Source organism: Paenibacillus sp. FSL W7-1279, assembly GCF_037969845.1.
Classification (GTDB): Bacteria; Bacillota; Bacilli; order Paenibacillales; family Paenibacillaceae; genus Paenibacillus_AQ.
Genome location: NZ_CP150215.1, coordinates 1,200,531 through 1,223,762 on the forward strand (window position 1 = coordinate 1,200,531; position 23,232 = coordinate 1,223,762).

Annotated in this window: 19 protein-coding genes; 15 read left to right on the forward strand and 4 right to left on the reverse strand. The window is 41.7% G+C overall.

Translation table 11 applies throughout. From position 1 onward, the window contains the following. The first annotated feature begins 137 nt into the window (after positions 1-137). The 4 genes from MKY82_RS05100 (at position 138) to MKY82_RS05115 (ending at position 3,396) form a co-directional block, all read left to right on the forward strand. Complete coding sequence (locus MKY82_RS05100; protein ID WP_053489885.1) at positions 138-752, forward strand: DUF47 family protein; 615 nt, start codon at positions 138-140, stop codon at positions 750-752. 15 nt (positions 753-767) lie between these two features. Then, complete coding sequence (locus tag MKY82_RS05105; protein WP_071221507.1) at positions 768-1,757, forward strand: inorganic phosphate transporter; 990 nt, start codon at positions 768-770, stop codon at positions 1,755-1,757. A gap of 103 nt (positions 1,758-1,860) precedes the next feature. Further along, positions 1,861-2,817, forward strand: a complete 957-nt coding sequence (gene corA, locus MKY82_RS05110; RefSeq protein WP_194541014.1) for a magnesium/cobalt transporter CorA — start codon at positions 1,861-1,863, stop codon at positions 2,815-2,817. 213 nt (positions 2,818-3,030) lie between these two features. Next, a complete protein-coding gene (locus tag MKY82_RS05115) occupies positions 3,031-3,396 on the forward strand; it encodes a YrhK family protein (RefSeq protein WP_339295631.1) in 366 nt (121 codons plus the stop codon). Between the two features lie 215 nt (positions 3,397-3,611). On the opposite strand, the gene MKY82_RS05120 is transcribed toward MKY82_RS05115, so the two are convergent. After that, entirely contained in the window at positions 3,612-4,223 is a 612-nt protein-coding gene (locus MKY82_RS05120) for a hypothetical protein (protein WP_339295632.1), read from the reverse strand. A gap of 288 nt (positions 4,224-4,511) precedes the next feature. Between MKY82_RS05120 and MKY82_RS05125 the strand changes: the two genes are divergently transcribed. The 4 genes from MKY82_RS05125 to rlmD all read left to right on the forward strand — a co-directional run bounded on the left by MKY82_RS05125 (position 4,512) and on the right by rlmD (position 8,448). Next, positions 4,512-4,802, forward strand: a complete 291-nt coding sequence (locus tag MKY82_RS05125) for a YerC/YecD family TrpR-related protein (protein ID WP_053489879.1) — start codon at positions 4,512-4,514, stop codon at positions 4,800-4,802. A 4-nt stretch (positions 4,803-4,806) separates the two neighbouring features. Then, positions 4,807-5,571: a CbiX/SirB N-terminal domain-containing protein gene (locus MKY82_RS05130; RefSeq protein WP_339295633.1), complete on the forward strand. Its 765-nt coding sequence runs from the start codon at positions 4,807-4,809 to the stop codon at positions 5,569-5,571. Between the two features lie 18 nt (positions 5,572-5,589). Further along, positions 5,590-6,471 carry a diacylglycerol kinase gene (locus tag MKY82_RS05135; RefSeq protein WP_009592325.1) on the forward strand — a complete coding sequence of 294 codons (882 nt, stop codon included), beginning with the start codon at positions 5,590-5,592 and terminating at the stop codon, positions 6,469-6,471. Between the two features lie 396 nt (positions 6,472-6,867). Further along, positions 6,868-8,448: a 23S rRNA (uracil(1939)-C(5))-methyltransferase RlmD gene (rlmD, locus tag MKY82_RS05140; RefSeq protein WP_339295634.1), complete on the forward strand. Its 1,581-nt coding sequence runs from the start codon at positions 6,868-6,870 to the stop codon at positions 8,446-8,448. Between the two features lie 1,150 nt (positions 8,449-9,598). Here rlmD and MKY82_RS05145 read toward each other — a convergent pair. From MKY82_RS05145 to MKY82_RS05155, 3 genes are all read right to left on the reverse strand, one after another. Beyond that, positions 9,599-10,849: a DNA sulfur modification protein DndB gene (locus tag MKY82_RS05145; protein WP_339295635.1), complete on the reverse strand. Its 1,251-nt coding sequence runs from the start codon at positions 10,847-10,849 to the stop codon at positions 9,599-9,601. Between the two features lie 15 nt (positions 10,850-10,864). Beyond that, entirely contained in the window at positions 10,865-11,365 is a 501-nt protein-coding gene (locus MKY82_RS05150; RefSeq protein ID WP_339295636.1) for a hypothetical protein, read from the reverse strand. Between the two features lie 1,025 nt (positions 11,366-12,390). Continuing rightward, complete coding sequence (locus tag MKY82_RS05155) at positions 12,391-12,609, reverse strand: helix-turn-helix transcriptional regulator (protein ID WP_339295637.1); 219 nt, start codon at positions 12,607-12,609, stop codon at positions 12,391-12,393. A 208-nt stretch (positions 12,610-12,817) separates the two neighbouring features. Here MKY82_RS05155 and MKY82_RS05160 point away from each other — a divergent pair, with 208 nt between their 5' ends. From MKY82_RS05160 to MKY82_RS05190, 7 genes are all read left to right on the forward strand, one after another. After that, on the forward strand, positions 12,818-13,696 hold the full coding sequence (locus MKY82_RS05160; RefSeq protein WP_339295638.1) for a DUF4007 family protein: 879 nt from the start codon (positions 12,818-12,820) through the stop codon (positions 13,694-13,696). 10 nt (positions 13,697-13,706) lie between these two features. Beyond that, positions 13,707-17,183, forward strand: a complete 3,477-nt coding sequence (locus MKY82_RS05165) for a hypothetical protein (RefSeq protein ID WP_339295639.1) — start codon at positions 13,707-13,709, stop codon at positions 17,181-17,183. 1 nt (position 17,184) lies between these two features. Next, complete coding sequence (locus MKY82_RS05170; RefSeq protein ID WP_339295640.1) at positions 17,185-18,063, forward strand: hypothetical protein; 879 nt, start codon at positions 17,185-17,187, stop codon at positions 18,061-18,063. Between the two features lie 287 nt (positions 18,064-18,350). After that, the gene (locus MKY82_RS05175; protein ID WP_339295641.1) at positions 18,351-20,549 is read left to right on the forward strand and encodes a DEAD/DEAH box helicase family protein; all 2,199 of its coding nucleotides are present in this window, start codon (positions 18,351-18,353) and stop codon (positions 20,547-20,549) included. Further along, positions 20,539-20,718: a hypothetical protein gene (locus MKY82_RS05180; RefSeq protein WP_339295642.1), complete on the forward strand. Its 180-nt coding sequence runs from the start codon at positions 20,539-20,541 to the stop codon at positions 20,716-20,718. Before MKY82_RS05175 ends, MKY82_RS05180 begins: the two co-directional genes overlap by 11 nt. Then, positions 20,709-22,703, forward strand: coding sequence for an AAA family ATPase (locus MKY82_RS05185; RefSeq protein WP_339295643.1), 1,995 nt, complete (start codon positions 20,709-20,711; stop codon positions 22,701-22,703). Before MKY82_RS05180 ends, MKY82_RS05185 begins: the two co-directional genes overlap by 10 nt. A gap of 5 nt (positions 22,704-22,708) precedes the next feature. Then, on the forward strand, positions 22,709-23,230 hold the full coding sequence (locus MKY82_RS05190; RefSeq protein WP_339295644.1) for a hypothetical protein: 522 nt from the start codon (positions 22,709-22,711) through the stop codon (positions 23,228-23,230). Positions 23,231-23,232: the final 2 nt, after the last annotated feature.

The window sequence follows — 23,232 nt, forward strand, 5'->3', positions numbered from 1 at the left end:
CTTCTATTTTGTTAGTTCCTTACATTTTTGAGTGTTACTTTTCTATACACACCCTGCCATGGATGTGATAAGATAGTCAAGGTTGTCTATCTTATAAGGGCGTTCGCGGCAATTTATCGAAAAAAGGGGTTAAGAGTATGAAATTGAAGAAGAAGGATATATTCTTCCAAACGTTGGAGAATATGGCCGATACGGTGGTACAAGCCGCAGATTATTTTTCGCAGCACGTTTCCAATCTTCAAGATGTGCTTGAATTTGCCAATGAAATGAAAAAATACGAGTCCCAGTGTGATACCTATACACATACCATCATCACTGAGCTCAACAAAACGTTTATCACGCCAATCGAACGCGACGATATTATGGACCTGACAACCAGCATGGACGATGTGATGGACGGATTGGAAGCAACGGCATCCCGTTTCTATATGTACAATTTGGGGAAACCTGACGAGTACATGGTACAGTTTGCCGAAATTTTGCGTCAATCGGCTTACGAAATTCAGAAGGCCATTCATTTGCTCTCTCAGAAAAAACTTCTGGCTATTCGTGAGTACACGATCCGCTTGAACGATCTGGAGAACCAAGGTGACGAGCTGCTGCGCATCTGTATCAAGGATCTGTTCGCCACCGTCTCTGACCCGATTCTGCTGATCAAGAAAAAAGAGATTTACGAACGTCTTGAAACGACCACGGACACCTGCGAAGACGTGGCAAATATGCTGGAATCCATCATTATGCGCAACTCGTAAGGGAGTCTTTGAACAATGGATACAACGATGTTAGTATTAGTAATTGTTGTTTTTTTGGCGCTTGCATTTGACTTCATCAACGGGTTCCACGATACGGCGAATGCCATTGCAACGTCGGTTTCGACCCGGGCCCTGAAGCCGCGGGTAGCCATACTGCTTGCAGCGAGCATGAACTTCGTCGGTGCGATGATGTTCACAGGGGTTGCCAAAACCATCGGCGGAAGCGTCGCCGATCCGACCAAGCTGGATAACGGGATCGAGGTAGTTATTGCAACATTGCTTGCAGCCATCATCTGGAACCTGGTTACCTGGTGGTTCGGATTGCCTTCATCCTCTTCCCATGCTCTGATCGGGGCATTGGCCGGTGCGGTATTTGTCGGCGCGGGAAGCGACATGCTGAATTATGGCGGATTTAAGGATATCGTATTAGCGCTGATCCTGTCGCCTATCCTTGCGTTTGTGATCGGTTATGTGGTCATGCAGCTGCTGAAGTTCATCTTTGCCAAGCGCAGTCCGCACACGGTGAATAAAGGCTTCCGTACGATGCAGATCTTTACGGCAGCACTGCAATCCTTCACGCACGGTACCAACGATGCACAGAAGGCGATGGGGATTATCACCTTTGCCCTGGTTACCTCCGGTCAATTGACAGAGATGGAAGTTCCGCTCTGGGTTAAAATTTCGGCAGCGACAGCGATGGCGCTCGGAACCTCGGTGGGCGGCTGGAAGATCATCAAAACCATGGGTACGAAAATATTCAAAATCGAGCCGATCAACGGCTTCGCAGCGGACTTCTCGGCTGCATCCGTCATCTTCTCGGCGACGCTGCTTCACTTGCCAATCAGTACGACGCATGCCATAACGTCGGCGATTCTCGGCGTAGGCTCAGCGAAACGCTTCTCCGCCGTGAAATGGTCCCTGGCAGGCCGCATCGTAGTGACCTGGTTTATTACGATTCCGATTACGGCCGTACTGGCAGGAGTCATCTTTAAAATTCTTTTCTAAAAACGTAATTACACATAGATCATGGATAGTTGTGGGGCCAATCAGGAATCGATTGGCTTTTTTTATTTTAACGAAACCGAAGGTGCTGGAAGGAGAGCTTATCATGATTCGCACGTTAGCCATTACCCCAAGCTATGAAGCGGTAATCGGGCTTCCACTTGAAGAGATTCGAATGGAGGACTATACCTGGATCTGGGTCGATTTCAGTGAGCCGACGCCGGAGGAGGCGCGGATGCTGGATAGCTATTTTCATTTTCACCCGCTGGCGGTGGAGGACTGCATGCACATCCTGCAGCGGCCGAAGCTGGATTATTACGAACAGATGCAGTTCTTAGTTTTACATGCCCTACAGCCGGATACGCTGGGTGTCGTCGAGGTGGATCTGTTTCTGGCACCTTCGTATATTGTCTCATTTCACGAGAAAGCCATGCGCGAAATGGATGAAGCTTGGGACCGCGTGCTCTCGGTCGCCGGCAAGGGACCGCTGGGTCAAGATGGCCCGAGCTTCACGGCCTATACGATCATGGATAAGCTGGTGGATCAGTACTTTCCAAGCCTGTTTGCCATCGAGGATGAGCTGGCCGAGCTGGAAAGCCATGGGGAAAAGGATTCGGTCGAGGATCTTATGAATCAGGTGTTTGCGCTTCGTTCCAGACTGCTTCGCCTGCGGCGGACGGTCGTGCCGATGCGGGATCTGCTGTACCGGATCGTGAATTCGCAGCATTTGCAGCACCACGCGCACCATGCTTATTTTTCCGACATTTATGACCATCTGCTGAAGCTGGCGGACATGATCGAAGCCGACCGCGAGATGACGGCGGACCTTCGGGACAGCTACATATCGGTGAATTCGAACCGGATGAACACCATCATGAAGACACTGACGGTCATCACGACCATCTTCATGCCGCTTACCCTGATTGCCGGGATTTACGGGATGAATTTCGAGAACATGCCGGAGCTGGAGTGGCATTATGGATACTTCTTCGTGCTCCTTCTCATGTTCGTGCTTGGCGGGGGCATGGTGTTGTGGTTTATGCGCAGAGGCTGGTTTAAATAGAGAGGTTCATTGTTGAGTATAGGTTAACGTGAAAAATGGTGATGCGATTCGTAAGGTAGAGGATGCCAGCCGGGAGTATCTGTCGGCCCAAGTCCCTGCCATGCGGTTACCTAAAATGTGGTAAGGTTGTCCTGCATCATAAGGCGAATGCTAAATCGCTATCGTTTCTTGTTCCTTCGTAAGGGGTAAAGGCTTGCAGAGGAGGGACTGCATATGAAACTCAGGCTCAGACCACATCCCAAGAAGCGTTCATCGCATCAACCAGATGAGCCTTTGCGTTCTCGGCTGCTGCGCCGGATGCTTCGCTTGGCTTGGAAACGAAAACGAAAGCTCGCCGTGACGAACCGCTATGAGGTGGGCATGGTCATCAGCGAGATTGCGACCGGCCTGTTGTTCATCGCAGGCAGCATTCTCATGTTCTATCCCCATATGAAACGGATCCCGACCGTGCTGTATCTGATGGGCAGCATTATGATGCTGCTGCGTTCCGGTCTGCGCGGATCCTATTGGTTTCGGTTAAAATCACTCGAAAGAGCCGAGAATAAAGAAGCCGGTCCCGAAGGGGACTGGACGCGCTGATGAGGATATCATAGGTTGATAAAAGGATATGGCTCCAGTCTTGGGTAACCGACTGGAGCCAACTGCATGATGTATGATGGTTCGGATGATTCCGCCTATGGTGAGTTTTAGGGACTTATCTGCTAAACCCATCGAGGCACATATCCTTTGATGATCAGAGGCTGCCGTGTTTTGTGAAACGCACGGTAGGTTTAAAGTTTACCCATTTACATAGGTCAACGACGACGTTTTTTGCCAGAGCCGGATGTTCTGCGCGAGCCGGAGCGGCGCCGGTTTCCCGAGGAACGGCGTCTTCGCGGTTTATATTCGTAGCCGTCTTCATTCTGGTCCGTAAATGCGCTTGGAGAGGATCCGCTGCCGCCTCCGCCTTTCTTCTTGCCGAGAGCGCCTGCAAGCAGAGAAACCATAGGCGCAAGCTGCTGGAAGCCCTGCATGACCTTTTGTATCTTGCCGATGTTGTTGACGATGCCGTCGATGCCCCCCATCCGATCGATGAGGCCCTTGATGTCGCTCATATTGTTGACCCCGAGCCCGCCGAGGAGCTTGCCTAATCCGCCTCCACCGCCGCTGCCGCCTCCACCGCCAAGGAGACCTGCCAGACCGCCTCCGCCGGAGTTCGTGGATGGAGCCAGAGCCGAAGCTGAAGTTTCCATGTCGGTTACGCCGTCGGTATATGGATATAACGCGGTTTCACCCACTTCCGGATAATCGGTGTATGGAGTAATGCCAGGGTATGGCGATGGCGTCTGCGGCAGTGATTCATATTCATTGAGGGAGCGCTGGTTATTCGTGGGTCGGCGGTGATAATAGTGAGAATGACGCGTCATGATATCACTTTCCTTTTTGAGTTAAGATACTATACTGTATGATACGGGCGGGCGATGGGTTTAGGCGGATGACCCGATTTTCGGGATAGGAGCGGAATCGGGCGATAGCCCAGGAAGATTTTGGCGGGCGCTGGAGCGGTGAAATATGAGCGTGTATAAGGGATGCTGCCTCTGGGTGATGGTTGTCCTGTAGTGCGTGAAATCGTTAATGCTTGAAAATACTAGTTCCGCTCGGGTACAATGGGAGTGCGAGTGTTATACACAGTAACAATAGGGGATGATCATCCAGTGCAATTAAAGAAGCTAAATGATAAAAGCATCGATCAATTATTCGAAGCGATATTAACCCTGGGCAGTGTGGAAGAGTGCTATGTATTCTTCGATGATCTCTGCACCGTTAACGAAATTCAGTCCTTGTCGCAGCGGCTGGAAGTGGCGCGCATGCTGGGCAAGGGATGCACATACAACCAGATTGAAGCAGAAACGGGAGCCAGCACCGCAACGATTTCGCGCGTGAAGCGTTGCCTGAACTACGGCAATGACGGTTATAAAATGACGCTGGAGCGTTTAGGACGTTAAACTTATGACGAAGCCGGGTGTGCTGGTTATTAGTCATGGTTCGCGTGAACAGAAATGGGTGTCGCTTGTGGACGAAGCCGTCCACAGATTGGCGTCCCGTATGGATATACCGGTCGTATCTTCGTACCTGGAACTGGTAGAGGGCCGTCTGATTCAGGACGGCATCACGGCCTTGGAAGACCAGGGTGTCACCGACATTGTGGTCATTCCTCTATTTGTCTCGTCCGGCAGCACACATGTCGACGAAATAGCTTATGCTATAGGAGCGAAGGCCGTTCCGGACATGGAGACGGACCTGGCGCCGTTTCGGGTCCGGTCCCGGGTTCATTTTGGCACGCCGATGGACGACGCCCCCGAGATTGCGGCCATGGTATGGGATAAGGTAAAAGAGCTGTCCGTGAACCCTGCGAAGGAGGTTATTCTTCTTGTCGGACACGGCAGCCGGCATGATCTGTTTCGCAGCCGCTGGGAAAAGGGTATTAACTCTTTGGCACAGCGAGTTAGCGAGATAAGCGGAACAAGCGCGGATTATGCTTTACTCAGTCCCGGCAATGTTCGGGACAAGGTGACAGCATGGATGGAGCGCGGCTGCGATGTGATCGTAGCTCCGCTTTTTTTGAGTGAGGGGTATTTTACGGAGAAGGTGATACCTGATCGGCTCGAGGGGCTGGAATGCCGATATTCCGGCAGAACCTTGCTTCCGCACCCGCTGCTGCCGCAGTGGATGGAGTCGCAGGCCAAACTTCTTCTTCTATCCTTGAAATCATAAGTAGGTGGCGTATCGTTAATGAGAAATGCAAGGTTAATCTATAACCCAACCTCCGGCCGGGAGGAAATGAAGCGTCGGCTTGCTGATATATTGCACCGTCTGGACAGTGCTGGCATCGAAACCTCCTGTCATGCAACGACCGGAGAGGGGGATGCGACTCGCGAAGCGGCGGATGCCGTGGAGCGCGGGTACGATCTTGTGATCGCAGCCGGTGGAGACGGTACGCTTAATGAGGTCATCAACGGGATGGCCGGCAGGGATAATCTCCCTCCGCTGGGTATTTTCCCGCTGGGGACCACGAACGATTTTGCGCGGGCGCTCGGCATCTCGAAGAACTGGGAGGAGTACTGCGATCTGGTCATTCGGGGCGAGACGCGTCCGATTGATGTGGGCAAAGCGAATGATCGCTACTTCATCAATATCGCGGGCGGCGGTACGCTGACCGAGCTTACGTATGAGGTGCCAAGCAAGCTGAAGACGATGATCGGGCAGCTGGCGTATTATTTGAAGGGGATCGAGAAAATGGTCAGCCTCGCGCCGCAGGAGCTCATCATCAATGCTAGCGGCCATCCGGCGATCCATGACGAATTCATGGTGTTCCTCATTGCCAACAGCAACTCGGTCGGCGGCTTCGACAAAATCGCGCCGGGCGCGAGCATCGACGACGGCCTGTTCGACGTCATTGCGCTGCGCAAGTGCAATCTGGCGGAGTTCGTACGCGTGGCTACGCTCGCCCTGCGCGGCGAGCATATCAACGACAAGCGGGTCGTGCATTTCCGCACCGACTATATGGAGGTCGTCTCTCCGGGACCGGTTCAGCTGAACCTGGACGGCGAGTTTGGCGGCGTTCTGCCGGGCACGTTCCGTGTCCTGCCGCAGCATTTAAGGATTTTTGGCTGAGATGGTGGATGGTAGAGATGCGGGCATGATGGGGCGCGTAAGGCGTGAAGGCTGCTGCAGATGGCTCAGCGTGGACTGATAGCATTAGCGATGGATAGGCGAGTGGGGCGATGGATCTTTTTTAAAGAGATGGAACGTGCCGAGATCGCCGCTTAGACTCCAGGCTCTTGTAAGTAAATGATTGGATTTGCAGGCTGAATGGATTGAATAACATACGAGGCTCCCGTATAATGATGGACGTGAGCTTGTGCGCTAAGCTCCCTTGGGGGAGCTTTTTGTTGTTTAAGCGAATGAAGGTTAACGGAAGGATCATCCGCTTCGATTATGGATGGTGTTCCGATTGGGAATATAGAGTAGTAAGGGACAAGTTGAACGGAAAGAAGTGAACAGCACATCATGAAGAAGAACCGCAAGGGAAGCGACACGCGCCGCAGCGGCAAGCCGGCAGCTTCGGCGGCCCTCCTGGACCTGCCGGTGGCCAAGAACGACGAGGTCGTGATCGATATTATAGGAATGAACCATGACGGGGAAGGGGTCGGCCGTGCGGACGGCTACACCCTGTTCGTTCATGGTGCCCTGCCGGGCGAGAAGGCCCGGGTGAAGGTGCTCAAGACCAAGAAGCAGTATGGCTACGCCAAGCTGCTGGAGCTGGTCGAGCAGAGCCCGAACCGCATCGCGGCCCCGTGCCCGATCTACGACCAATGCGGCGGCTGCCAACTGCAGCATATGAGTTATGCCGGACAGCTGGAGTGGAAGCGCCAGCTGGTGGTGGACAACCTGGAGCGGATCGGGAAGCTGCAGGTGGTGCGAGAGGCGGAAGGTGCTGGAGAGACGCGTGTGGGCGATGAGCGGAGTGGCACAGATGGTGGAGGGGACATTGAGAATTCTGAAACCAATGGGGCGAATCCCGCCTTGTCCGGCGTTGAATCAGATCAAGAGGGGATCCTCGTTCGGCCGACACTCGGTATGAGCGAGCCTTGGCGCTACCGCAACAAGTCCCAGGTGCCGATCGGTGTAACGGAAGGTGGCCTGGTCGGTGGCTTCTACGCCCGGGGCAGCCACCGGATCGTGGACATGGAGACGTGCCTCATCCAACACGAACAGAACGACGAGGTCGTCAGCCGTGTCAAAGCCATCGGACGGAAGCTAGGCATCACCGCGTACAATGAAGAGACAGGTCAGGGCCTGCTTCGCCATGTCGTGGTGAAGATCGGTTTTGCTACCCGGGAGATGATGATTGTACTCGTTACGAATGGTGAGCACATTCCGCGTGTGGATGAGTGGATCTCTGCCATCCGTGAGGAGCTCCCAGCAGTGGTGAGCGTTTGTCAGAACGTGAACACGCGCAAGACCAACGTTATTTTTGGGGATGTGACCCGCGTCCTGTGGGGACGTGAGGTCATCCATGACTATATCGGAGATGTGAAGTTCGCGATTTCGGCGCGTTCCTTCTATCAGGTGAACCCTGCCCAGACAGAAGTGCTTTACGGCAAGACGGTAGAGTATGCAGGATTAACCGGAGCGGAGACCGTGATTGACGCCTATTGCGGCATCGGAACGATATCCCTGTTCTTGGCCCAACATGCCAAGAAGGTGTATGGGGTCGAGATCGTGAAGGAAGCGATCGAGGATGCGCGTGCGAATGCGGAGCTCAATGGTATGAAGCATGTGGAGTTCGAGGTTGGTGCATCTGAGGATGTAATTCCTCGCTGGAAAGAGCAGGGCGTCGAGGCTGATGTCATCGTGGTCGATCCTCCGCGTAAGGGATGCGATCCACGCTTGCTGGAGACGATTCTTGAGATGAAGCCGGAGCGGGTGGTTTATGTGAGCTGTAATCCTTCCACGCTGGCAAGGGATTTGTGGGTGCTGGAGGATGGCGGGTATCGGACGGTGGAGGTAACACCGGTGGATATGTTTCCGCATACGGTGCATGTGGAGAGTGTGGCGTTGTTGGTGAGGGATGAGACAAAGGGCTGATATCGTAGTGGTGGAGCGGGATTGGAGAGTGCAGACGAGATAAATATGTGAAACAGAAGCTAGAAAACTGTAGAGTTGACTAATTGTTGACGAAAGTAAATATGGATGACACCTAAAATGAGCGCAACGGGAGGCCTCTGGGGTCAAATGTTCCATAGCGAGTACTCAAAATGAAGATAAGGTGCCATGTGTTTGCACTTATTCATTAAGAGATTGAGAAGATGGAGAAACTCATTTTAATACTTCCCACCTTCCTTGGAAAGGACTTATACTACTAATATAGAAATATTAAAGTGGAGATAATAATACTGTGAAATAAGTGAAACACTAAATCAAGTTTACGACTTTAGCATGCAGAACGATACAACATATTCCCCTACGTAGACTGTACGATTTAGGTTTGGCCAGGCAGGTAAAGGTAAAAGGTAAAAGCGGAATTTGCTATTGCTTAACAGAACTTGGTCCGCGCGTGCAAAGTATATTAGCGACAGATGAGAATATATTCATTTCATTATTTATATATGACGGGGTACAAGGGATTGCTAAGTGACAGAAAGTTATTTTGGAGTTAAATAATAGGTAGACTTCGTCCGATTTCCATTCTAACTCCGAAAGATTTTCCGCCCTCTTCGTTGAGATGAATAACAGATACCAAAAGTTTAAGGAAATTAAAACAAACAACTTAATGCCAAGGTATCAGACAATGAAAAGCTAATACACGACCAATTTGCTGAATGGATGCTTGTAGATGAATATAAAACCGCTGTTTCCTTCATTGTCTAACGTCTTGGGGAGAAGCTCGGGCGGCAGGAATTCACTTGATCATCGCTACACAGCGCGCAGACGCAAACGTTTTGACGGTTCAATTAAGGGATAATCTAGGTAACCGATTGATATTACGTGTTGAAAATGTGGGACCTCTGAGATTTCTCTTGTGGAAAAAGGAGCAAAGAAGTTGCTTGGAAAGGGGCATTTGTTCAGCAAAGCTCCAAGGTGAAGCTGGATTGATCTTTGGGCAGGTTCCTATTCTTCTCCTACTGAACAGATAGCTGGTTAATGCAGAAGCGCTTTAGTATTTTTATTTTTTTATACTTTAAATGCTAATACGAAGAAAAGTAGCAGATTAGTTGTCGCTACTTTTCTTTTTTTGCTAACTATTTGTATTTGATTGGCTTAATTGATTAAGGATGTTCTGAGCCTCTTCAACATTGCCGAGTTTCCCTATGTATTTTGCAACAAGACTATTCTTTTCATTTTCCTTTATAATATCTGGGTCATACATGTACATCAATAGTAATTTTACTAATTGGTTGTCGCCTGAGATTACTTTCTTTTCATGATCATTCCATAGAAATCTAATCCACGGTTTTTGATTAAGTCGTAGGTTCATCGTGTTAAATTTGTTGAATACTGAATTGATTTTTGAGTTGTTATCTCTACGACATATCTCTAGGGTAGCTATGACAAAGGGAAGTAGCCCGATAGGTCTAAATAAAAGGTGGCCACCGTTATCTCTGTTTCTAAAAGGTTCGGCAGGCGAACTACCTTCCATCGCAACGAATTCTTGAATAACAGTTAAATGCGCTACAAACTCATCCCAATACTCAAAGACATATTGCTTAAACAATTCAATTTCTTCATCCGATGGCCGCAATCTTAAGTAATCTGCAAGAGCTATTTTATTATTATTAATGGTCTTGAAACTTTTTAATAATTCCTTATTGCAATCATATAATGTAATTACTGATGTAAGAGCAAGCTTATTTGTATCAGGAATGGGCTTTCCTTTGGAATCCAAAACGCGATCGTTTTCGAAAAGTGGATGGTCGACCAAAAGTTCCCTTGTTGCTATCGCTACTACGTCGTCTTCATCTAAGGCAATTATGTCCCTCATACTAACTGGTTTGGCGTAGCGATTTAGTGTGCTGAATAATCGCCGTGTTCTTTGCATTCCTTCTTCATCTGTACTGTGTCCTATAAAGATAACTGGTACAGTTTGTGTCGATAAGCTCTCGTCTTCCTCTATTGCACGTTTTATTCCCTCAGCACGATGTTGTCCATCGACAGGAAAGATCTTCTCCTCACCATTAAGTCTCAAAAAGCCCATATTGAAGAACTCTTCACCATCGTCATAGTTGATCTCTACCTCAACCCATTGGGGGTGGCCATCATAAACTGCTAGTACAAGTGAATTAAAAAACCGTTCATCCTGATTAAGAATATAACTTTTAATTTTTTTATAGTTATCTGTTATGCTTCGTTGAATCATTTTACTCAGAGTAGTAGATTTATGCAGCTCATCGTTTATTTCTTTTACGTAAAGAGCAACATCCCTAAAACTCATAGTGGAAACGTAGTAATTCCATACTCCAATTTTTCCACGGATAGCGGGTAATTTCATTATTCCACTTCCTTATTAAAAAGCGTCAACTGCTCTTTTTATGGTTTTATTCGGAATTTCATCATTAAATGGTGGGACAAGTGCATTAATTAGTTTTTTTTCAAGTGACATTATAGTGTCATTGTCGGTCATCTCAATATATTTTATGTATAGATAAGGTCCCCATTCCCTAATCATGGTGTTTATTTTTGGACGTTCTTTCGGGTATTTCTGAAAATAACTTCTGCAACGTTTCTTAAGGTTTTGGCTGTTAGTAAATTGGGCCCTCCCAATGTAAACTAAATATTCTGTATTAGGAAGTATACCCGGTCTAATGTAAAAAAAGTATATGCCACCTGCAGTTATGGGGAGCTCATTCATATGGTCGTGCATTGCTGAGCCATCGGTATTAAGAAATTTTTTTTCATGAAAGACCACTTGGGACCAATCAAAGTCTTCTGAATGCCATAAATCCGGGCATAAGCGAAAACTAACCGAAGTATTTCGAATTTTATGTACAAGATCTACTTCATCCACGTTTTATCACCTAACCAACTGTTTATCGTAACTAGAATAAAGTGCATGCGTAATTTCTCAAGCCATGTGTTATATTCAATACTTTACAACAAAAACATTGAATGAGATAGTGAGAAATGTTGAACATACGAGAATTATGTAGTTATAGCAGGGAGGAATAAATAGTCTTTTTCTGCAGTAACATGAATCATAATAAGGCGCGCACGAAATGGTTAACAATGCTTGTTGACGAATCGTTGACTAACATCGTCAACAAGCAATCAAACTCAAACCAATAGAACAATATGCCATGGTTAAAACCCTTATAAATCAAGGGTTTAACCAACGTACACTGAGTCCAAACAAAGAATACATGTACCCGCATACGTTGCATGTGGAGAGTGTGGCGGTGTGTTGCTTAGTAAGTTTAAATCCATTATGCAATGGAATCTTCGGTATATAGAATAGGGAATATATTGGATATAATCTATTATATGATGATTGATATGAAAAAAGTTATTTAGCAAGGCGATAATTCGACATAAAAAGACACTTTCGGCATTTAGCCAAGTGTCTTTTTATGTATTCTCTAACAAAAGGATCGAATTTATCAGCTGAACGGAGAGCATGGCCGTAAAGATTTATTATTGCTGTGTTCACTGTTTTAGGGTTATCAATTGGTTAAGAAAACTATGAAGGGCGTGGAAGGCAATGATTTACCGTACAGAATATATGTCCAAAGATACCGGCCAATCTGCGCTTCGTCGCCATGGGACTGGAGCAAAAAGATTTATCCCTTTGAGGCTCGACGAAGGCAAGTGGATGGGGGAAACCTAGGTTTCTTTCCGGACAGTCGGTGAATGGACTTGGAGTAAAATTGGATGGGATAAAAGAAGACGGCTTGGGTGTGGTTACTACGAGGTTATAGAATGCAGATAGTAAAAAGCCCTTGATGTTTATGGGGCTTTTTACTTCGTTAATAACTTGGATGAAAAAAATGAATGAAGAAAGTGATAAAGAGAGTTGTTGTTTATAGATAAACTTCTTTACTCTACATCTATAATATCAATGATCTCTCGAATATCTTTTATATTTAGAGCATTAGCGATTTTTTCAATATGTGAAAAACTAATACTCTCTCGTTTTTGATTACTGAGCTCACTTAATGCAGCGTGTCGAATATCAGTAAGACGTGACAATTCACGTAATGTAATATTTCTTTCTTTAAGTAACCTTTTTATTTCTACTACTACCTTTTTTTTCATAGAAAATCACCTCCACAATTGACTCACTTATAAAGATATCGTATGATAAAGAATAACATGGTACGCATATGCGTAATTTTTATAATTCGTTCGGAACATATGTTCGAATATAGAGTGTTTTTTTTTAGAAGAATGTAGTATAATCATTGCTGGAGACTGCTACCCAGGAATGATTATACTAACGACTAGTGTTAAGGAAGTGAATTGGATGGCTTATGCAAGACATCAGAGTTTTTATATAAGGGATAAGTGGTTTAGTAAAGGGTTAAGGGCTGTAGATCAGGATTGTAGATTTTTCTTCAATGATAATGCTTTTGAGACTATCGGGTTAGGTAAGAATATGGTCGAATCGTTGAAGTACTGGCTTTTTGCCTTTAATGTTCTTGAAGAAAGAACAGAAGAAGGATTAAAGGGCCATTATTTAACAGAATTGGGGCGAATTTTGTATGATAAAGACAAACTTTTGCAAATGAATGAAACGATTTCCATTCTGCATTACAATTTGGTTAGAAATATAAATGATCAATCTACGATTTTTGATTGGTATTTTAACAAATATAAAGAGACATCTGTAAGTAAACCTGAATTGTTAAATTCATTTGTCACTTGGGTAAGTCAAAACGAAATAAAAGAGATTTCGGAAAAATCATTAAAGAGGGACATTGATTGTTTGATTCAATTTTATACTAAGACTCCCGACGAGAATGATCCGGAAAATGTTATTTTCTGTCCGTTTTCTAGATTATCGCTACTTAAGTGTGAACATTCGGGTGAAGGATATGACATTATTAAAAAACTAGGTCCTGATATTGATAATATAGGCATTATCCCCATGTATTATGTTTTACTTACTCACCAAGCTTTAACGGAGGTAGACCTTATTAGTGTAGATGAAATACTTAATAGTGAGTATCTTTTAGGGAGAATTTTTAATCTTTCTCGCAATAAAGTGATTGAGGTTCTCAATATTCTAACTAATCATGAGCGCTATCCTATTCAATATGTTAGGACCAATAACTTAGATTATGTAAAATTAGCCAAGGTCTCACCGAATGAATATTTGAAGAGCGAGCTTCTGAAAGGATGATTTTCTAGAGATGGTTTTCAAGTCAAGTGTAAATATAAAATTTGATATCGGAAATGTCGAGTTTATAAAAAATTACATCCCCACTCCATCTCATGCAGAGGCAATGAGGGGGATCATTGAAGGGTTTGTTGAGAAAGATGCCAATCGTTCACATATCATTGTTGGTCCATATGGTACCGGCAAATCACTTTTGGCAAATCTAATAGGAAGTCTAGTAGCGAAATTAATAAACACCAACGACATTTCTATGTTAGTTAATAAATTTGATCGAGTAGACGACCACATTGCTACAAGAATAAAAGAAGTTAGTAATTTACCTGTCACATATTTACCAATATTACTTAGTGGTAATGAGGGTAGATTTAGGCAGACTATTTTGTCTAATGTGTTGAAACAGCTAAAAGATCAAGGTATAGAAGTGGTATTGCCTGGGTTAGCTACAAAGATTCTTGACTCTATAAATATATGGGAAAATACTTATCCCGAAACATACAAAAAATTTAATATGCAGTTGGAGCAAGATGGGAAGCAGTTAGTTAGATGGATTGAGGAAATTAAAAAACAAGATGAGAAGGAGATCAAGTATTTTTCGGGTATATACCCGCTTCTTACAGCTGGTGCTTCGTTTGACATTGATTATGACTATAGCTTTTTATCTCAAATGGAATACTTAACTCTGGTAATGCAAGAAAACAATGTGGGCATTTTTATTGTCTACGATGAATTTGCAAGGTTTTTGCAAGGTCTTAGCTCCTCTAAATTTAATGAAGCAATGCAAGATATTCAAGACCTTTCGGAACTTGCAAATAGATCAAATTTCATCCATTTTCTATTGATTGCCCATAAGAGTTTACGTCATTATTTCAACGATTTAAATAATGACTCGGCTAGGGAGTTCCAGCGTATTGAAAAGCGCTTTAACAATTATCTAGTGAAGAGCGATCAAGCGACGTTTCTTAGGATTGCTGAAATCATAATGACTAAAAATATTGAAAAAAAGCCTAGGATATCAGCAAGTGAATTTACTCAGACACAGAGTTCGATGAGGAAATATCCCTTATTTCCAAGTATTAATCAAACAGAGCGAGATGAGTTGGTAATACGAGGTATGTTTCCTCTCCATCCAGTTTCCATATTTCTTTTGCCTAATCTAACTCGGGTATTCGGACAAAATGAAAGAACACTATTCACCTTTTTAGAGAGTCATGAAACAGGCGGTTTGGTAAATCACATCGATAAAACTAATGAGTATTATTTGGCACATCAATTGTTTGATTTCTTTTTTCCTGATTCAAATGACTTCGGTAATGATGAAATTTCTGAACATATTCTTTTATTTAAAAAAGCAATGGCACGGCTACCTCAAGATATCTCTAATAAGCAGATAGCTATGAATTTAGTTAAAATAATAACGCTTTGGAATTTGTGTGCCGTGCAAAGCGATCAAAAGTTAACAACAGATTTTTTGCAATTCGCGACACAGATTGATGAAGAACAGCTTTCGAAAATTTTATCTTCATTATCTGATAACAAAGTTATTAGGTTTAACAGAGTGAATGATTATTGGGAACTTTTTGCGGGAAACTCAATTGATTTACATGAAAAATTAGAAAATGAAAAACAATTACTTAAAATTAATCAATCTAGAGAGATTGAGGTTTTACAAAATAATCTGCATAAGAAGTTTTATTTCCCTGAACGATACAACGATGAGAAGGGGATGACAAGGTTCGCAGCTATTAAGCTAGTGTACGCAGAAGACATTTTGCAAAATAGGTTAGAGCATACTGAACAATTCTCTGATCTTACTATTTATTATGTTATACCGGAAGATTTCGCAGCTAGGGACACTCTGGAGAAGGTATTAGGTGACTTGAGTAAGCAATCTGAATCTGGTTTGTATTTTTTACACCCTGAACCAGTTGATAAAATAAAAAGCGAAATCCACAATTACATTGGTTTGGAACTGCTTAAAAGAAATAAGTTGTTACTCTCGGAAGATAAGGGTATTAAGGAAGAATTAGAGATACTTATGAATGAGTCCAAGTACAGAATTACAAAATATTTATCTGAAATAACTTCCTTCAACATAGCTCATTTATGGTATCTTCAAGGCCAAAGAGTATCAATCCAATCAGAATTTGAGTTGACAGAAATTCTAACCGCAAGGTGCTATCGTTTATATAAGAATACACCAGTGGTGTTAAATGATTCCTTTAATAGAAACTCAATTTCAGGAGCACAACGAAATGCAGCCATATTATTAATTGATAAAATTTTAACAGAACCCCAAAACAGTCAATTTGGGATAATTGGAAATGGACCGGAATATGCATTATATGCATCCATCTTTAAAAATAATGATCAGTTTGATCAAAATGTAAACAAATTGGACTACTCAAATATAAAGAACGAATCTTTTTCTATACTAAGGTCGAAGTTAATTGAGAAGTTGGAAAAAAAACCTACCGGTAATCTAAAAGATTTAATAAATATATTTACTGCACCGCCATTTGGTATTCGAAAACCGTTAATCCCAATACTTCTTGTGGCTCTGCTCAGGGACCGATGGAATGAGTTCATGTTGTATCGAAATGACATGTTTGTACCAGGGGTTAATGGAGTTAAAGTATTCGATATTATTGTAGAAGCAGGTCCTGAAAATTATAAGTATGTTTATGAGAATATTAATCTAGATTATATTGAATTTTTCAACAAGATTGAGATGTATTTTCAAGAGTACTTAGAGACACGTCTTACTAATCAACCAAGGCTTATTTATATATGTGGAACACTGTTGAAATGGTTACGGTCTCTACCAAGAATAGTTCAAACATCGGAACAAGTTAAGGATGAGTTTGAGCAATTTAGAAATTACATCAAAAGATCAGAAATTGATCCCCAGCAAACGGTTGCTCAAATATATACTCTTTACCATAATAATTTCGATGGAATATTATCTCTTAAGCATTATGGTGAGAACTTTGTGTCACTCCTTAAAAAGGACTTAAGTGATAATATAATTAAAACATTTGGAATAACAGGTTTTGAAGAGTTGAAATATTGGGTTGAAGAACAAAAGTTAAATAATAATAAATTTAATAATAAATTGATTGATAAGATGTATACATCACTGGTGGATGAGGTAACATGGATAGACCGATTTGCTGAGGATTATATAGGTGTTGGGATAACGGAATGGTCAGACACAACCTACGATTTGTTCGTAAAGCAATTGGAGCATGATTTTAAACTACTTTCATCTTCTAAAGAGGATGCTATGCTAGATAATGAGAAAATAGTTACTATTGAATTAAACAATAGTAGAAAAATGATAAATAAAGTCGATCTATCTGTGAAATCCACCACAATTTATACCAATTTAGAAAGAATGATTAAAACAGCAGGAAGAAATGTACCACGTCAAGAACTCGAATATCTCATTTATAAGATATTCGAAAATTACGTGGTTAATGAGGAGGGGTAGTATGGAGGTCGAAGAAAAAAAAGTCGTACACGTGGCGATGTTTAGTGGTGGTGCTGGAAGTGCTTATGTCGCTTATCATATGGTTCAAACTTACGGAAAAGAAAATTGTATTTTATTCTTTACCAACACATTATGGGAAGATGAAGATAATTATAGATTTATGGACGAGGTGTCCAAACATATCGGTTTAGAAATAACAGAAAGGCTCGATGGAAGAACACCGGAGGAGGTTTTTTATGATGAACGCTTCTTAGGCAACGCTAGACTGGCAAAGTGCTCTGAGGAACTTAAGGTAAGACAGACAATAGTTTTCTTAGAAGATGAGTTAAGGAACCAAAAGAATTTAGAGCCCATTCTATACTTTGGGATTGGACCACATGAGATGCACCGGGCCGAGAATTTGAAAGAATTTTATGCGCATTTCCCACTTGAGCCTATTGAGACACGGTTTCCATTAATTGATTTATTCAGGGAAGATCTTGATGCCAAAGGAATTATTCGTGATGAATGGGGCATTCAGCTGCCACGAATGTACAATATCGCAGAACAATTAGCGATTAATGAAAATAATGAAAATGCTAAAATAGCATTAAAATATGGTATTAAGGGTTTCTCCCATGCTAATTGCGCCGGTAGATGTGTCCGAGGCGGTTATCAGCATTATGCACTTTTATATGCAATTTGGCCGGAAAGGTATCAGGAACAAGAAGAAATGGAAGAACGGTTTAGAGCAACCCTACAAAAGGATGTATCTATCCTTAAGAAGAATGGTGGGTCTTATACCATGAGAGAGTTCCGTGAAGTTATGGAAAATGAGGGATTTGAGAAGTTTTTATTTAAAGCAGATGCGGATATACCGTGTGTTTGTTCATTTTCTTAAATGATAGATAACTATAATAAGGCGCTGGTACTGAGTTGGCTACCAGACGCCTTATTTGTTTTTTATTTGGTGAATTAAGGAAGGGAACCGATATATATTGTAGAATTAATACTATAGACCTGATTTCATGTCGAATCTATTCTCAATGACAATATTTTTCTAGTTCTTTTGATATATTATAGAGAAAGTTCAGTACATAAACTGAGACATTCAACATTTAATAGATTGATTTTATGTCAGAATATAAAAAGTATTCAAGAGAGAGATGTAGAAATAGAGGTGAAGCAATGAGCTTACAGGACATAGAAATTAAAAGAGAATATCGGTCCCTAATTGACAATGTTACCAAGGATTTCTTTATTCCTTTATTAGATCAAGCAGTATCATATAAAAGAGCAGTTGGATTCTTCTCATCCTCTGCACTTGTCGAAATATCTAAGGGTATATCCGCACTAGCCCAAAGAGGTGGGAGTATTCTTTTAGTGGCTTCGCCATATTTGACAGAGGAAGATGTGGAAGCAATACGAAAAGGGTATGAATTGAGAGATAATATAATTAAAGAGGCTGTAGTGCGTGAACTTAAAGAAGCGACAGATATGTATGAGCAAGGCAGGCTGAATTTATTGGCTAATCTTATTTCAGATAAGATACTGGATATTAAAATAGCCTTTACTGAAGATAAGAGAAGTTTGGGAATGTATCATGAAAAAATGGGTATTATCAGTGATGATTTTGGTAACAGAGTTGCATTTTCTGGCTCGATGAATGAGTCTGCTACAGCTATGACATTAAACTATGAAGCTATTGATGTCTTTTGCTCTTGGAAAGGTGACGAGGACAGGGTCTCTGCTAAAGAAAAAGCGTTTAACTCCATTTGGAATGACAATGAACCTAATATACGGATCATTGATTTCCCGAATTTAAAAGATGAGATTATCAATAAATATAAAAAAGCGATACCTAATTACAACTTAGATAATCATGAATTTGATGATAAGCAATTATTAATTTTAGAGAAAGTAACAAAATATCGAGTAGGACCAAGTATACCTAAAAATGTTGCGTTGCATGATTATCAAATAGAAGCTATTGATGAATGGGAAAAGCGTAACTACCGGGGTATCTTTGATATGGCAACAGGAACAGGCAAGACCTTTACTGGATTAGGAGCCCTAACAAGATTATCTGACAAGCTGTCAAACAAACTTGCTGTAATAATTGTTTGTCCATATCAACATTTGGTGGAACAATGGGTTGAAGATATAATTGAATTTAATATAAAACCAATTATCGGTTATAGTGCTTCTTCTCAAAAAGATTGGAAACGACGTTTGGAAGATGCCGTAAGAGATCAAAAAATAAAGGTTAGAAATAAAGAATTTTTTTGCTTTATTTGCACGAATGCAACATTTTCATCGAACTATGTACAAGAACAAGTTCATAAAATAAGAGGTAATGCTCTGTTATTGATAGATGAGGCTCACAATTTTGGCGCAGAATATTTAAGTGAATTACTAAGTGAAAAGTTTGCATTTAGACTCGCATTATCAGCAACACTCGATAGACATAACGATGAAGAAGGAACTGCAAGATTATTTTCTTATTTCGGAGATAAGTGTATAGAGTATTCACTGGATAGAGCAATTGAAGAAAAGAAACTAACGAGGTATAAATATCACCCTATCATCGTTACTCTTAATGAGAATGAACTTCAAAAATATTCAGAGCTTACATTTGAAATGGGTAAGTGTTTAATAAAAGGAAAAAATGGAAAAATAAAGTTGAGCGAAAAGGGTAAAATTCTTGCGTTAGCCAGGGCAAGGTTAGTTGCAGGCGCAGAAGATAAAATTTCAAAACTAGAGAAATATATTGAGCCATATCAACTTGACAGGCATCTTCTAGTTTATTGTGGTGCAACAAAGCTACTTCGTGATAATCAAGATAATACTAGTGTAGATGACGAAGAGTTAAGACAAATTGATGTTGTCACAGATTTACTTGGAAATAAACTCAATATGAGAGTATCTCAGTTTACCTCAAAGGAAAATGTTGAGGAACGGGAGATTTTAAAGAAAGAGTTTGCTGATGGTGATAACCTGCAAGTCTTAATCGCCATAAAGTGTCTTGATGAAGGCGTGAATATTCCGAAAATAAAAGTTGCTTTTATCTTAGCAAGTACCACTAATCCTAAGGAGTATATTCAGCGGCGAGGTCGTGTATTAAGATTAGCCGAGGGTAAGGAGTATGCGGAAATATATGATTTCATTACACTGCCCCGCCCTCTTAACGAAGTCCCTTCACTGACAGAGGAACAGATGAAAAAGGAAATTGCTTTGGTGAAAAATGAACTGTGCAGAGCTGGGGAATTTACGCGTATCGCTATGAATATGTTTGAGGCTGAATCTGTTTTAGACGAAATAAAAGAGGCTTATTCTATTAACGAGAACCTGTTTACGTTTGAGGAGGATTTTGATTATGGAGAGTAATAATCCAACCATTTTGAATGGTATTGAAGTTGATACAGAAAAGGCACAAAAAATGCTGACAAAATTGATAATGAGGGAGAAGAAGAACATCAAAACAAAGCAGTATAATGACAGTGAAATGGTAAAGATGATTAAGAAAATGATTGAGGAGGAAGTGCAATGCTACTAAGAACATTAAAGCTGAAAGACTTCCGACAATTTAAAGACGAACAGACTATATCATTTGCAACTGACCCTATAAAAAACGTTACAGTAATCATGGGGGAGAATGGTGCAGGTAAAACTACACTTGCACAGGCTTTTACCTGGTGTCTATACGGGGATACTGATTTTGACGATAAATCGATGCTTTGTAAAGCCACTGCTCAAACAATGCTTCCAAATTCAGAAGAAACCGTTAGAGTTGAGTTGGGCTTAGTACATAATGGAATAGATTATACTGTCATTCGTGAACAACGTTATACAAAGGACGGAACCGGAACTTTAAAGCGACCTAATAATACTATATTTAAGATAGCCTATAAAAATAGTGATGGTCAGCGTGAATTTGTAAGAGATTTAGAGACAGATTTACGAATGAAAGAAATCTTACCTAAAGAACTTTCCAAATACTTCTTCTTCGATGGCGAACGTATTGGGAATATGAGTAAGGAGATTCGAAAAGGCAAGAGTCAAGAATTTGCTCAGGCAGTCAGGGGATTATTGGGGCTAAGTGCGTTTACTGCCGCGCTAGATCATCTGAAAGGCCGTGCTCCTAAGTTGTCTGTTATTCGAAGCTATGATGAAAGCTATGACTCAAAGAGCGATAGTAAAATCGCTCAGTATACGAAAGAAATAGAAGAATACGACAACAAGATTACAGGCATCGAAAAGAGACTGGAAGAAATTGAAAGTGAAGAGAGTGTTGCTCAAGAAAAGTGTAGTGAATTAAGCGAAAAAATTAAGGCCAATGCCGATAGTGAACGCTTGGCTAAAGAGAAAGAACGACTTCGTCAAAAACTACAAGCTTTGGTGCAGTCTAAGCTTTCAAACACTTCTTCCCTTTTGAAGACTTTTAATAAAGATGCTCCCGCTTTTTTTGCAAGAAAATTAATTAAGGATTCTCTGAATCAACTGTCGCAAGCGGATAAATTGGATAAGGGCATCCCTGATATTCATGCAAGAACTATAGAATATTTAATAAAGCGTGGAACATGCCTCTGTGGCTGTGGAATTCGGGTGGGTAATGAAGCCTATATGGAATTACATAAGGTATTGGAATTTATACCACCACAATCAATCGGTACTTTAATCGGACAATTTGTAAGAGACTGTGAGTTGAAGTGTAAAAGTTCAGAGAGTTTGTTTGGAGATATTACAGAAAAATATTCTGCAATCCGTGATTTTGAGAGCAGCTATGCAGAGGCAAAAGAAGAAATAAAGCTTATTGAAGAGAAGCTGCAAGGGATGGAAAAGATAGGGGAACTTCAAAAAAACTTGATGAGATATGAAGGTTCGTTAAGAAAACTTCGTGATGAAAGGGATAGTTTAAATCAGCAAAAGGGAAGTTTAGAAACATCGAGAGATCGACGTAACACAGAAAGAAACGAGCTAACTCTTAAAGATGAAAATAATAGAAAGATAGAAATATACAAAGCGTATGCGCAATATATGTACAATGTATTAGATTCACTCTATAGAGATAAAGAAGCTGAAACAAGAGCGGAGCTTGAAAAAAATGTGAATGAAATCTTTAGGAACATTTATAACGGTGGATTCTCACTTTCAATTGATGAAAAATACAACATTCAGGTAGTAGTTAACGATTTTGAAGGCTTTAACGAAGATGTGGAGACATCGACTGCACAAAGTATCTCAGTTATTTTCGCTTTCATTTCTGGAGTTATTAAAATGGCTCGTCAAAGTAGAAATCCTGAAAATGAGATGTTGGTGTCTGAACCATATCCGCTAGTTATGGATGCTCCATTGTCTGCATTTGATAAGACAAGAATTCAAACTGTATGTGATGCATTACCTAAAGTCGCTGAACAGGTTATTATCTTTATTAAAGATACAGACGGCGAAATTGCTGAGACAAATATGGGTGAAAAAGTTGGTATGCGATATCTATTTGATAAAAAGAATGAATTTGAAACTCAATTATTGCCGAGGTGATGAGATTGTTTGAGAAAGAATATTCTTTTAAAGGTAAACATGCTGAAAAAGTGATTAAACTTACTGCTAAATTTGATAGAGATATTCAACTATTTGCGAGAAATTTTGATGTTTACATTGTTGCACCAATTATAGGGTTTTTATATGGCCGCAAGGCGGATTTAGATAAAGGTACTGAAACCACAAAAATTTTTCCGGATATTTTAATGCGTGAACAATCAGATCTCAAGTTTAATTATATGTTAATAATGCTTTTAGATAAGGAAAATGAACAAAACTTTGACGAACGTATAAATAAGGCATTTCGACATTATGGTAGTGAAAAGGCTCAATCTGATGAACAATTATACGAGCAGTATGTTCGGGGCGGTGTTGATATATTGTATGAGAAACTCATTGAAACTGCTAGTAATAATGATGACTATCTAAAAAATCTCTACGATTTTTTAGAAGAATTCGATGAGCGTTACAACCAAGCTATAAGCACTGATAGTATCTTAGATTTATGTCGCTTAGCTAGAAGTTGATA